The sequence below is a fragment of the Paenibacillus sp. LT-B23 genome (genome assembly GCF_059417685.1).
On record NZ_JBSQBM010000028.1, the window covers coordinates 23,237 to 36,241 of the forward strand.

Annotated in this window: 15 protein-coding genes; 13 read left to right on the top strand and 2 right to left on the bottom strand. The window is 47.9% G+C overall.

Going from position 1 to position 13,005, the window contains the following annotated elements; genetic code table 11:
* The first annotated feature begins 14 nt into the window (after positions 1-14).
* From ACWXW9_RS25640 to ACWXW9_RS25670, 7 genes are all read left to right on the top strand, one after another.
* A complete protein-coding gene (locus ACWXW9_RS25640) occupies positions 15-875 on the top strand; it encodes a transporter substrate-binding domain-containing protein (RefSeq protein WP_044647018.1) in 861 nt (286 codons plus the stop codon).
* Positions 876-960: 85 nt separating this feature from the next.
* Positions 961-1,608, top strand: a complete 648-nt coding sequence (locus ACWXW9_RS25645) for an amino acid ABC transporter permease (protein ID WP_342416646.1) — start codon at positions 961-963, stop codon at positions 1,606-1,608.
* 17 nt (positions 1,609-1,625) lie between these two features.
* Entirely contained in the window at positions 1,626-2,372 is a 747-nt protein-coding gene (locus tag ACWXW9_RS25650; protein ID WP_494931724.1) for an amino acid ABC transporter ATP-binding protein, read from the top strand.
* 54 nt (positions 2,373-2,426) lie between these two features.
* Positions 2,427-2,852 (top strand): OsmC family protein, encoded by a 426-nt coding sequence (locus tag ACWXW9_RS25655; protein ID WP_044647021.1) that lies wholly within the window; start codon positions 2,427-2,429, stop codon positions 2,850-2,852.
* A gap of 186 nt (positions 2,853-3,038) precedes the next feature.
* Positions 3,039-4,274: a serine hydrolase gene (locus ACWXW9_RS25660; protein ID WP_494931725.1), complete on the top strand. Its 1,236-nt coding sequence runs from the start codon at positions 3,039-3,041 to the stop codon at positions 4,272-4,274.
* A gap of 363 nt (positions 4,275-4,637) precedes the next feature.
* Positions 4,638-4,931, top strand: a complete 294-nt coding sequence (locus tag ACWXW9_RS25665; protein WP_134911171.1) for a putative quinol monooxygenase — start codon at positions 4,638-4,640, stop codon at positions 4,929-4,931.
* A gap of 45 nt (positions 4,932-4,976) precedes the next feature.
* Complete coding sequence (locus ACWXW9_RS25670; protein ID WP_494931726.1) at positions 4,977-5,801, top strand: aldo/keto reductase; 825 nt, start codon at positions 4,977-4,979, stop codon at positions 5,799-5,801.
* A 127-nt stretch (positions 5,802-5,928) separates the two neighbouring features.
* Here the strand turns inward: ACWXW9_RS25670 and ACWXW9_RS25675 are convergent, their stop codons facing one another.
* A complete protein-coding gene (locus ACWXW9_RS25675; protein ID WP_494931727.1) occupies positions 5,929-6,585 on the bottom strand; it encodes an SdpI family protein in 657 nt (218 codons plus the stop codon).
* Positions 6,582-6,893, bottom strand: a complete 312-nt coding sequence (locus ACWXW9_RS25680; protein WP_134911168.1) for an autorepressor SdpR family transcription factor — start codon at positions 6,891-6,893, stop codon at positions 6,582-6,584. The genes ACWXW9_RS25675 and ACWXW9_RS25680 overlap by 4 nt, the downstream gene beginning before the upstream one ends.
* Positions 6,894-7,115: 222 nt before the next feature.
* On the opposite strand from ACWXW9_RS25680, the gene ACWXW9_RS25685 reads away from it, so the two are divergent.
* The 6 genes from ACWXW9_RS25685 to ilvA all read left to right on the top strand — a co-directional run bounded on the left by ACWXW9_RS25685 (position 7,116) and on the right by ilvA (position 12,952).
* Positions 7,116-7,742: an alpha/beta hydrolase gene (locus tag ACWXW9_RS25685; RefSeq protein WP_494931728.1), complete on the top strand. Its 627-nt coding sequence runs from the start codon at positions 7,116-7,118 to the stop codon at positions 7,740-7,742.
* 118 nt (positions 7,743-7,860) lie between these two features.
* Positions 7,861-8,085, top strand: coding sequence for a small acid-soluble spore protein Tlp (gene tlp, locus ACWXW9_RS25690; RefSeq protein ID WP_192512936.1), 225 nt, complete (start codon positions 7,861-7,863; stop codon positions 8,083-8,085).
* Positions 8,086-8,326: 241 nt separating this feature from the next.
* Positions 8,327-9,619, top strand: a complete 1,293-nt coding sequence (locus ACWXW9_RS25695; RefSeq protein WP_494931729.1) for an ABC transporter substrate-binding protein — start codon at positions 8,327-8,329, stop codon at positions 9,617-9,619.
* 27 nt (positions 9,620-9,646) lie between these two features.
* Complete coding sequence (locus tag ACWXW9_RS25700) at positions 9,647-10,609, top strand: carbohydrate ABC transporter permease (protein WP_134911164.1); 963 nt, start codon at positions 9,647-9,649, stop codon at positions 10,607-10,609.
* 3 nt (positions 10,610-10,612) lie between these two features.
* Complete coding sequence (locus ACWXW9_RS25705) at positions 10,613-11,452, top strand: carbohydrate ABC transporter permease (protein WP_494931730.1); 840 nt, start codon at positions 10,613-10,615, stop codon at positions 11,450-11,452.
* A 210-nt stretch (positions 11,453-11,662) separates the two neighbouring features.
* Positions 11,663-12,952 (top strand): threonine ammonia-lyase IlvA, encoded by a 1,290-nt coding sequence (gene ilvA, locus ACWXW9_RS25710; protein WP_494931749.1) that lies wholly within the window; start codon positions 11,663-11,665, stop codon positions 12,950-12,952.
* Positions 12,953-13,005 lie beyond the last annotated feature (53 nt).

Sequence of the window (13,005 nt, forward strand, 5' to 3'; positions counted from 1 at the left end):
GGAGAGAACGATTCATGAAAACACGTAAAAGAGGGTTCCTGGTAACTACACTTATGGCTTTGGCCATGTTCAGTCTGGTGCTGAGCGCTTGCGGAACGAAACCGGAAGCTGCCAACAGCAGCAACGGAGCGGGCAGCAGCAATGAGGCGGCAGCGGGCAATCAGCTCGAAGCAATCAAGAAGGCTGGAGTGATCAAGGTTGGAATGATGGGTACGTACCAGCCGTACAATTTTTTGAACGATAAAAAGGAATTGGACGGGTTTGATGTTGATATCGCGAATGAATTGGCGAAGCGTATCGGGGTCAAAGCGGAGTTCACGGCACAAGAATTTTCGGGACTCATTCCAAGTCTGCAAAAGAAGAAATTCGATGCGGTGATTAGCCAGGTGACGATTACGCCAGACCGTGAAAAGGTCATTGATTTCACAGAGCCGTATATCACAAACAATGTAAATATTATCGTAAACAACAAAACAAACGATATTACCAAGCTGGAGGATTTTAAAGGTAAAACGATTGGTGTCGGCTTGGGAACAAATGATGAGTCCTATCTGCGTAACGAAGTGCTGCCGAAGGTTGGCGATTTCGAGATTAAAACGTACGATGATGTCATTACTTCCTTGAAGGATCTGAACTCTGGTCGAATTGACGCAACAATCAACAATCTGTATGCGCTCAAGCCCATTGTTGATAAAAACGGCTTCCAGATTAAGGCGGTAGGCGAACCAATTAAATCCGACCAAGCGGGTGTGGCTATTAACAAGGATACTCCTGAGCTTAAAGCAGCCTTGAACAAGGCTCTGAAAGAAATGAAGGAAGACGGCACCTATAAAACGATTTTCAAAAAATGGTTCGGCGAGGAGCCGAAAGAATAACGTAAGCCTGTTACAGGCGTCTGGCTCCGGTCTTGGCTTTCATGCTGACATGGGGCCACTCGTCTGAAAGAAGGGAATATAACCGATGCTTGAATTAATGTGGGAGAACGTCCCTTTTTTATTGAAGGGCGCTTATTATACGCTGTATATCACGATTGTTTCCATGCTATTTGGCCTTATGATCGGCTTGGTGGTGGCAGTCGCCCGGTTGAAGGGAAATCGTCCGGTTCGTTGGCTGGCGCGCAGTTATGTATCTATCATTCGGGGAACGCCGGTTTTGGTGCAGATTGCGGTCATTTACTATGGACTGGATGATTACGGAATATCGTTCGGCTCGCTGACGGCTGCTTGTCTTGCACTGAGTATCAATACAGGAGCGTATTTATCGGAGACGTTTCGTGGGGCTATTTTAGCGGTGCCAAAGGGTCAAACCGAGGCGGCTTATGCAAATGGAATGTCACCGGGTCAAACGATGTGGCGCATCATTCTTCCGCAGGCTGTGCGGATTGCGATTCCGCCGATGGGCAATACGTTTGTCGGAATGCTTAAGGAAACGTCGCTCGTTTCGGTGATCGGGGTAAGTGAGCTGATGCGTCAGGCACAGCTTTTACAGGCACAGTATCTGCGCTATATGCCGTTTTTGCTCGAAATTGGCATCATGTACTGGATCATGAGCATTGGGTTCTCCGCTATACTGGAGCGGGTGGAAAAGCGTCTGGCCCGAGCTTATTAAGGTGGAGATGATAGAGGATGATAACAACAAGCGGTTTGGGTAAACGCTTCGGTCAGATGGAAGTGTTAAAAAGCATTGATTTTCAGGTGGCCGCGCGTGAAATCGTCGTGTTGCTCGGCCCGAGTGGTTCGGGTAAAAGCACCTTGCTGCGCTGCCTGAACGGTCTGGAGGAACTGTCTTCCGGCAAGTTTGAGCTGAACGGGATCGAGGTAAATGCTACGGCTCCTCTTCGTACCCGGCAAGCAGCCATTCGTGATATTCGCAGGCAGACGGGGATGGTATTTCAGCAATTCAATCTGTATCCACACAAAACAGCAGTCGGCAATGTCATTGAAGGGCTGCTGACAGTGAAAAAAATGCCGCGCGACAAGGCCATGTCCATCGGACAGCGGCTGCTGGAGCGTGTGGGTTTGTCGGACAAGCAGGATGTACATCCTGCGCGTTTGTCCGGTGGACAGCAGCAGCGGGTAGCGATTGCGCGTGCGCTCGCGATGGACCCGGCGATTATGCTGTTCGACGAGCCGACATCGGCGCTTGATCCCGAACTGGTTGGGGAAGTGCTGAGCGTAATGCGGGAGCTGGCCCAGGACGGCATGACGATGGTCGTCGTCACTCATGAAATGAAATTTGCCCGCGAGGTGGCGGACAAGGTTGTATTTATGGCGGACGGTGTGATTTTGGAGGAGGCTACGCCACAGGCATTTTTCGAGGCTCCCCAGCATGAGAGAACACAGAAATTTTTACGTCAAATCAGTGAGTTTTGAAGCGAGAATAAGAATAGATCATACATTATGAAGATGGAAAGAAGGCCTTTGAACATGAAAGTATCTACAACCTGGCATGGCAAACGCGCGTTTACTTCGGAGGGACCGTCCGGTTATTCTGTTGGGATGGATGCTACGGCAGCTTATGGCGGCGACGGCAAAGGCATGACACCGATGGAGCTGCTGCTGGCGGGTCTGGCGGGATGTATTGGCATTGATATTACGATGATTTTGGATCGCTTCCTGTCGGACATTACCCGTATTGATATTGACGCAGAAGGTACGCGTAAGGAAGAAATGCCGAAGGGTTTTACAGCGATTGATCTGACGTTCCATGTAGATGGCGATGTTCCGGATTATCGCGTGTGGAAAGCGATTCAGATGGGTAAGGAAAAATATTGTGCCGTATCCGATTCCTTAAAAGCGGAGATTCGCATGCACCTGATCCTAAACGGAACAGAAGTACCACATCCAGCGTAAGGGTGGAAGGTTAGTGAAGGAGAGTCAACCTGTGTTATATGCAGGGAGGCTCTCCTTTTTGAATTTATTTTCAAATATGACATGTAATGAAATTTTTTGTGCTTTGTTTTCGTTTACAATAGAAACTGAAGGTTAAAAATGGGAAAATAAACCTGTATGCTGAGTGCATACGGGGGGAGGTATATAGTGAAACGAAAGCAGCTTGTGATCATAGCGGTGGGCTTGGCTGCGGTACTCATCGTGATTGGTATGGCTGTAGGATTGCCATCATCGAAGCAGGACAGAATGGCTAATACCCCGGATACTGTTCGGCCCGCAACTGCCATTGCAGCAGACACTAGGGAGGAAACGATTGAGCAGGATAGCGCCCATCGCGTGTTGCGCTTTTTGGAGGAACATCCAGAGAAAGCATCCATTACGATTCTGAGGGATGGGAAGAAGCTGGCAGGTCGTGAGGAACACCGGATGATGCCCTTGGCGAGTACGGTCAAGACGGTGATTGCGGTGGAATATGCCAAGCAGGCGGCGGCAGGCACAATCAACCCGGATGAACGGATCAAGCTGACTGCGCTGGAGCGATTCTATCTACCGCGTCTGAATGGTGGCGCACATCCGGCATGGTTGAAGGATATGGAAGCCAAAGGACAGTTAAAGAACGGAACCGTGTCTATGCGCGAAGTCGCTAAAGGTATGATTCGGTTTAGCTCCAATGCCAATACCGAGTATTTAATGGACAGACTGGGCATGGAACAGATTAACCAAACGAAATCTGACCTGGGACTCCAGGATCATGATCCGATTTATCCATTTGTATCTTCCATTCTGATTCCTTATGAATGGATGAGAGAGACCCAGGGACGGGCATGGGATGGTGCAAAGTATAGCGATTCTGCCAAAGCAGCCGTTCAAGCGATGTCTGATGCGGAGTTCCGCCAACATGCCCAGATGATCCATAACAAGCTGGCTCGTGATACGAGCGGTTCTTATAAGAGAAATGCCGCTATTGCGACATGGTATGATCGGGAATTTAATCGAATGAATACGGAACGTTTTATAGCTTCGACGACGGCGGATTATGCGTCCTTGATGAGTAAGCTGAATAGCCGTCAAGGCTTTTCGAAAGCCGAGCAAAAATTATTGTCTGAGGTCATGGAACAGCTGATGGATCATCCGGAAAATCAGGAATGGCTGCAACATTCCGGACAAAAGGGCGGATCTACCGAATATGTCCTCACCCTGGCCATGTATGCGACGGACAAGGAAGGACATTCGACGGAGATGGCGGTCTTTTTTAACGATCTGGACCCGTTCACGAATGCCTCCTTGCAAAATATGATGAATGAATTTAAAGAGCGGCTATTACGTGATGAATCGTTCAGAAAAGAAATCAATCAGCGCATTGGTGTACAGGTGGAAATGTAACCCCTACCCGCTGCTTCTTTGCTTGTGTTCCCGTAACAGCAAATACAGATAATACCGGTGCGCCAATAATGGCTGTCACGATGCCTGCGGGAATTCCATACAGGGCAGAGGTGAGCATATATCGAAAGAATGATCCCAACAGCCCGGTGACCGCCAACACTAAAAGGGATATGAAAAGGATTAGTTTTGTCTGGAAACGCACGTGCATTCACCGCTGTCAAGCAAGATATAGGAGGGGCCGATCGCCTGATTTTCTCTCCAACACGATCCATTTTACTGTATTACAGGAACGCCCGCACTTTTAATCTGTCGAATGAATGGTCTATAATAGAAATAGTTACATAATGTGAGGAGGAAAATATCATGATTATTATTCATGCTGATATGAAAGTTTTACCTGAAAAAAGAGAGGCTTTTCTGGAACAAACCAAGGGTTTGATTAGCGCATCACAAGCCGAAGAAGGTAATGTACGCTACACGCTGATGCAGGATCTGAATGATCCCAACGCTTTTACCATGGTTGAAGAGTGGAAAGATGCTGCTGCTGTAGATTTCCATAACAAGTCTGCCCATTTCCAGGCATTTGTTGCCGCAGCTAAAGAATTGCTGGCTGCTCCGCTTCAAGTCAATGCTTTTCAGGATGCAACAAAATTGTAATCAGCCCGTTTTCTAAATCATAATCAGGAACAGGAGGAGATAGACATGGGGAACATTGCGGATACAACTGTACTGAATAATGGAGTTCAGATGCCTTGGCTGGGTTTTGGTACGTACAAGGCGGAAGGCAATGAGGTCTACGAAGCAGTCAAAACGGCCATCGAGGTGGGCTATCGTCACATGGATACGGCGGCGATCTATGGCAATGAGGAATTGGTTGGACAAGCCATCCGTGACAGCGGGGCGGATAGAGAAAAACTGTTCATTACCACCAAGCTGTGGAATGGGGATCAGGGCTTCGACTCAACACTGCGTGCCTTCGATGAAAGCCGTAAGCGACTGGGATTGGACATCATTGATCTGTATCTCATTCATTGGCCTGGCAAGGACAAGTACAAGGAAACCTGGAAGGCATTTGAACGCCTGTATGAAGAAGGAAGCGTACGCGCCATCGGAGTCAGCAACTTCCAAGTTCACCACCTCGAAAACCTCCTGAAAGACAGCAACATCGTGCCTGCAATCAACCAAGTGGAGCTTCACCCGCGTCTGACACAGCAAGAACTGCATCAATACTGCCAGAAGCACCAGATTCAGCTTGAATCCTGGAGTCCACTGATGAAGGGTAAATTGACCGAGCAAGCGGATATCGTTGAGATAGCTGCAAAATACGGCAAAACCTCGTCGCAGGTTATTTTGCGCTGGCATCTGGATCGGGGTATCGTGACGATTCCCAAATCTGTAACCGCACATCGTATCCGCGAAAATGCTGATTTGTTCGATTTTGAACTGACGGCAGAGGATATTAACCGAATCAACGCACTTCATCTTGATGAGCGTGTGGGCACTCATCCCGATAAGCTGTTGTTCTAGTTTTAGAATGAAAAAGAACCTTCCATTCCACGTGTATCGTGGTTTTGGAGGTTCTTTGTTTATTTATGCATTGGGATTGTCTCATACGCTTTTGTCCGTCTGGACAGGGTTACTTCGTCCTGCATGCCTACTTTTGATTTAATTTGCGATAAAGGAGGAAGGAATAGAGTATGGGGGCGACGACGGATATAACCAGTCCAGTGAGAAAAATGACCGTTCCCGCCACTCCATCGACCCATGCCGCAACCAAACCCGAAGCACCACCTAGCATCATCATAGGGCCCCCGAAACGGTGCGTTTTACGCCATACCTCCGGGTTAGACAAAGTCCACGGCGTGCGGATACCGAAGGTATAGTTTGGCTGTACCTGAGTCAAATAATTACCGAGCATCAGCAGCATCAGGCCCAGCACTCCATAAATGATTGTAACCATCTGCAACCGATAATTCAGGTTATACAGCAGCATTCCCCAACCGGCTATAGCGAGAATGAGCGAAGTGCCTACACGCGTAACCTCATAGGCTTTAGCAAATTTCTCGAAATTTGCTCTGTTAGGGTCCATGTAGCGGGATAGCCGAAGGAGCAAAGGCACCAGCCCCAACAGCACCAGCATGAGAATAGAACTGTTTTTACTCATATACCCGTCTGCTGTATTGTCAAAGCTAAAATGAGAGGCCAGCACATCGGGAAGCCGGTTATACAGCAGTAAAGCGCCTATAGCAGGTGATAAGGCAATCAAAGTCGTTAAAACATCCATAAAGCTCCATCTCACAGGTGATTTCATTCAGATTCCTCCGTATCCTTGATGTCATTCGCATTTTGTTTCGCAGGGGCATCGGAGTGGGCAATGCTGAACATCCAACCGATGACATCCGCGACAACCGTCGTATGCAGGGTGTAAATAATGTTTTGCCCCTGTCGCTCATCCAGCACTAGCCCAGCTTGCTTCAAGATATTCAGATGGTGGGATATGCTGGGTTTGCTGATTTGAAAATGCTCAGCCACTTCGCCTGCGCTCATGCTTTTCTCTTTCAAGAGCTGTAATATTTTACGCCGGGTCGGATCAGCTAAAGCTTTGAAGGCATCATTCAAAATCCATTTCCTCCTTTAGATATTTAGATAATATTCTAAATATCTAATACAATAGTAAAATAGAGCTATGATACTTGTCAACGGATAAATACATCATTTTAGAAAAAGGTTTAAAGCAGGTTTGCTGATTTCGATTGTAAAAGGTAGGGAAGTTCGCTATAATTATTTTATATCAAAAATAAGAATCTTAATTTAAAATAAAAATTAGAGGAGGAAATAGATATGAAACACGTATTCCGTAAAGGAAATCATCCGCAGGCCCCGGTTATTTTGCTGTTGCACGGTACAGGCGGGAACGAACAAGACCTGATCCCTTTGGCTGATATGGTAGCACCGGGAGCGTCTGTGTTAGGCGTAAGGGGAAATGTGTTGGAAAATGGGATGCCGCGTTTCTTCCGTCGTTTGGCAGAGGGGGTGTTCGACATCGAGGATCTCGTATTCCGTACCAAGGAACTGAGTGAATTTGTGGATACGGCTGCGGAGCAATACGATTTTGACCGCAACAACGTTGTGGCTCTTGGCTATTCCAATGGGGCGAACATAGCGGCCAGCATGCTCTTTCACGATGCCAAGGCACTGCGTGGAGCTATTTTGCACCATGCGATGGTGCCGCTGCGTGGGCTGAATCTGCCAGACTTAAACGGTGTCCCTGTATTTATGTCTTCCGGTGAAAATGACCCGATTGTTCCGGTTGCGGAATCTCGTGAGCTGCAAACCTTGCTGGAAGGCGCAGGCGCGCAGGTAGATGCACATTGGGAACGCAATGGTCACCAATTGACCCGTACCGAGGCCGAAGCCGCAGGAAAGTGGTTTGGTGAGCATTTTGTCCTGAATGACCTGGAAAAATAATAGAAGTTACTCCGTTTCATTAATAATGGCGCAGGAATGCATAAAATGATCCGATAACGATCAAGCTACGGATTAGCGCTCCAGTGAGCGATCCCATTATTAGGAGGAGACAAACGAAATGGCAAAACCAGATAATCGAGCCGATAATGTTGAACATTTGCAACAAAGTATCCAGAATACACAGCAGAACCTGCATGAAGCTGAAGGATATCTCAACGAATTTTCCTCTGAAATCAGCAACGAGGAGCGTAAGCAAATCGAAGAAAAGAATGATCGTCGTAAAGAAAGTATTAGATCGTTTCGAGAGGAAGTTAAGGACGAGGCAGCACATTCCCAAGAATAGGTAGAAGAGCGCGACCCACTCTGAATTTTAATTGGAGCCGGGTCGCATTTTTATGCAAAAATCATCATATCCCCATTCAATTCAATTTCCCCCTATAATGCAATGTAGGCGCTAGTTTTGCGCTAAAAATGTATTTTTTATAAATAATGTTCTTGTAAACTAATTTGGCTTGATGTTAAATAAGAAAGAAAGCGCAATCATTTTAATGAATCATCTTTTCATCATGCGAAGGGGGAAGGATATGCTGCTGCGAAGAAAAAGCATGGCGTTGATGCTCATGGCGGTTGTTCTGCTGACTGGACTGCTGCAAGGCTGTTCTTTCAAGGCCGACGAAAAGGATGGGCCGGGAACTGAATTGGTATTGTGGACTTTTAATGAATTGCATGAGAAGTTTTTTCTGCAAATGGCCGACCAATGGAACCAACTGCACCCTGATGAACCGATTGTTTTGAAAGCGAATACATTTCCTTATGATAACCACCACAGCAAGCTGTCGATTGCGTTGCAATCAGGGGTGGGGGCACCGGATATTGCGGATATCGAGGTGAACAAGATCGGTAATTTCCTCAAAGGGATACCGCAACTGGTTCCGCTCAATCCGGTGATTGACCCGGAGATGAAGAACATTGTGCCTTCCAGAGTACAGATTTACGGTAAGGACGGTAAGTATTACGGCATTGATTTTCATGTCGGAGCCGAAGTGATGTATTACAATAAAGAAATTTTGGATCAGGCGGGGGTAAACCCGGATTCTATTGTAACATGGGCAGATTATGCTGCGGCGGGCAAGCAAGTGCTGGCGAAGACGGGCAAGCCGATGGCGACCGTGGAAACGAATGACCTGTGGAATTACTGGCCGATGATCTCCCAGCAAAAATCGGATTTCCTGGATGACAAGGGTGAACTGACGCTGGATAACGAAACGAATATTAAAACACTTGAATTTCTCCAGCAGATGGTGAAGGACAAAATCGCCATTCCTGCGCCGGGCGGCGGACACCATATGGAGGAATACTACGGGTTTATGAACAAAGGCGGGGCCGCTTCGGTGTGGATGCCGATGTGGTATATGGGACGTTTTACGGATTACATGCCTGACCTGAAAGGGAAAATCATCATCCGACCGTTGCCAGCGTGGGAAAAAGGCGGCTCTCGTTCAGCGGGGATGGGCGGAACCGGTACGGTGGTCACGAACCAATCGAAACATCAGGATCTGGCGATGCGTTTTCTGGCTTTTGCCAAGCTGTCCAAGCAAGGGAATGTAGAGATTTGGAAGCAGCTCGGCTTTGATCCGATCCGCAGTGAAGTATGGACGATGCCGGAAGTCAAAGCGAAGAATAAGTTTACGGATTATTTCGGAACGAATATTTTTGATACGCTCATTGAGGTAAAAGATGAAATCAATGCGGTGCATATCGGACCGAAAACGCCTGATATCGCCAGTGCAGTTCGCAATAAAATACTTTACCGAACACTGCTGAATGGCGAAGATCCGGCGACGGTGCTGCATGAGCTGGCAGATGAATTGAGATAGACCTCAACAGGAAAGGGAGTGAGATTCATGGCAACGCCCGTTCATACGAACGCAAATGTACCGACAGGTCAGCCGCCGAAACCTCAGCGTCCGACCAGAAGCCGATGGAGCCGCTTTATTCATTCCAGCCGCACGGCACCGTATGTGTTTGTCCTTCCGTTTCTACTGTCTTTTGCGCTGTTTTTTGCGTACCCGGTCATCTCGACAGTCATTATGAGCTTTCAGGAAGTGCTGCCTGGCATAACGACTTATGTCGGACTGGAAAATTATAAAGACTTGATCAATCCCACGTTTGGAAAAGCGATTCTGAACAGCGTCCTGTATACCTTGCTTACGCTGGTAGTGCTGATTCCGCTGCCGCTGGTGCTGGCGGTCCTGTTGAATTCGCCTAAAATGCCAGGCAGAGGTTTGTTTCGCTCGGTGATGTTTATACCTGCACTGACCTCGGTCGTGGTCGCGGGAACGATTTTCCGGCTCATGTTCGGGGAATTGGACGGTTCGCTGATGAATTCCTTGCTGGGTGTGTTCGGCCTGGAGCCGTACAAATGGCTGATGAACGCCAACACCGGATTTTTAGCGTTGATCGTGCTGGCCTTGTGGAGATGGCTGGGTGTAAATATGCTGTATTACATGTCGGGACTGCAAAACATTCCCCCCGAGCTGTACGAAGCCGCGCAGATTGATGGAGCCAGCCGCTTTGATTCCTTTTGGCGGATTACGATTCCGATGCTGAAACCGGTGACGATCTACGTATTTACGATTAGTATCTATGCGGGGTTGTCGATGTTTACGGAGAGCTACATGCTGTGGAACGGGAATAACTCTCCGAATGATATCGGCTTAACGATTGTCGGTTATCTGTACCGTCAAGGTCTGGAGCAAAACAGTATGGGCTTCGGAGCCGCAGTGGGTATTGTGTTGCTCGTATTTACGCTGCTGCTGAACCTGATCCAGCTCAAATTTTTCGGCTTGTTTCGGAAGGAGGACTAAGCGATGGTTCAGAAGCAAAAAGGCGCGTTATCCGCACTGCTCGTTGTTCTGTTCATCCTGTTTGCCGGGTTTGCCCTGTTTCCGCTATTTGCCGTGACGCTGGCCTCGTTCAAGCCATCGACAGAGTTGCTGCGGTACGGCTTGAATCTCAAGCTGGAGTGGAGCATGATGTCCTTGAAAAATTACGCGTTCATCTTTCAGGGGACGACGGATTATTTTCAATGGTACTGGAACAGTATTGTCATAACCGTTTTATTCACGGTGTTATGTCTGATATTGTCCGCGATGGTGGGCTATGGACTGGAGATGTATCGGTTCAAGCTGAAAAATGTGATTTTTACGCTCGTACTGGTCGTGATGATGATTCCAGTAGAAATTATTATGCTCCCACTCTATAAGCTGATGATCGGCATGAAGCTGATTAACACGGTATGGGGCGTCATTCTGCCATTTGTCGTCGCGCCGATTCCGATCTTTTTCTTCCGTCAATATTTGAGTGGGGTACCGAAGGATTTTATGGATGCTGCACGGGTTGACGGCTGTTCGGAGTATGGCATTTTCGTGCGGATTATGATGCCGCTGATGGCGCCCGCGTTCGCAGCGATGGCTATTTTGCAGGCGATGAATAGCTGGAATAACTTCCTGTGGCCGATGATCGTACTGCGTACCAACGATATGCTGACGCTGCCGATTGGTCTGTCCAGTCTGCTTACGCCGTATGGCAACAATTATGATGTGCTGATCGCCGGGTCGGTGCTGGCTATTTTGCCAATTCTCGTCGTGTTTCTGTTCTTCCAGCGTTACTTTATTGAGGGAATGACCGCCGGCGGGGTAAAAGGATAATGTTCTATGCTATTAAGGGAACGATTGAATAAAAGAAGCGTGTAACGTCAGGAAAAGCAGGTCGGGATCATCCCGGTCTGCTTTTTTTGAATATAATTGATTTTCATTCTCATTTTCATGCTCTATGACCTGCACAAGCTGTAGGTAAACGTGGTATGATATTTGAAAGATTTCAAATACAGACATATTCAGGCGGAGCGTGGAGAACCTATGGAACCAACAGAAACCCAGAAAACCGATCCGGCCCCGATGGCGTCAATCGTCGGCATGGAGGATATTGTACGGGCGCATCATATGCTGCGTGAGGTGATTGTACGTACACCTTTGCAGCGGGATGCCGTCCTGTCGGCCAAATATAACTGTAACGTGTATCTGAAAAGAGAGGATCTCCAGGTCGTACGGTCCTTTAAAATCCGTGGAGCCTACAACATGATTCGCAGCCTGACTCCCGAGCAAATGGAAAAGGGCATCGTGTGTGCGAGTGCGGGTAATCATGCGCAGGGTGTGGCTTTTTCATGTAATGCGCTGGGCATTCACGGCAAAATATTCATGCCGAGCACAACACCCAATCAGAAGGTGAAGCAGGTTCGTCGCTTTGGCGGCAACAGTGTGGAGGTCATTTTGACCGGGGATACGTTCGACGATGCTTATGATGAGGCCATAAAGGTGTGCAGCGAGCAGGAGATGACCTTTATTCATCCGTTTGATCAGCCGAAAATTATAGCGGGCAACGGTACGATTGCGATGGAAGTGATGGAAAGTTTGGATACGCCAGCAGATTATGTGTTCGTGACCATCGGCGGTGGCGGTTTGGCGGCAGGCGTAGGCACGTATTTCAAAACGGTCAGTCCGTCCACCAAGGTAATCGGTGTGGAGCCACTTGGCGCAGCGTCAATGACGGAAGCGATGCGTTTGAACAAGGTGGTTACGCTGGAGCAAATAGACAAGTTCGTTGACGGGGCTGCTGTTAAGCGTGTCGGTCAGTTAACGTATGACATTTGTACACGTACCCTGGACGATATTGTGAAGGTGCCGGAAGGCAAGGCGTGTACCGCGATTCTGGAGCTGTATAATGAAAATGCGATTGTTGTGGAGCCTGCGGGTTCGTTGCCTGTAGCAGCATTGGATATGTATCGTGAACAGATTCAGGGCAAAACGGTTGTCTGCATCGTCAGCGGTGGCAACAACGATATTGACCGTATGCAGGAGATTAAGGAACGGTCCCTGATTTACGAAGGACTGAAGCATTATTTTATGGTGAATTTCCCGCAAAGAGCAGGGGCGCTTCGTGAGTTTCTTCAGGATGTGCTTGGACCGGACGACGATATTACAAGGTTTGAGTATACGAAAAAGAACGACAAGGAGAACGGCCCCGCGCTGGTCGGCATTGAACTGTTTCACAAGGAAGACTATCTTCCTTTAATTGAACGAATGAGCCGCAAGGGGATTAAATACACAGAACTGAACAAAAACGAAAATCTGTTTAATATGCTGATTTAAGAAGGGGCCTGCGGGCTCCTTTTTTGTATCAGGATTTTGCAAAATTCGATTCC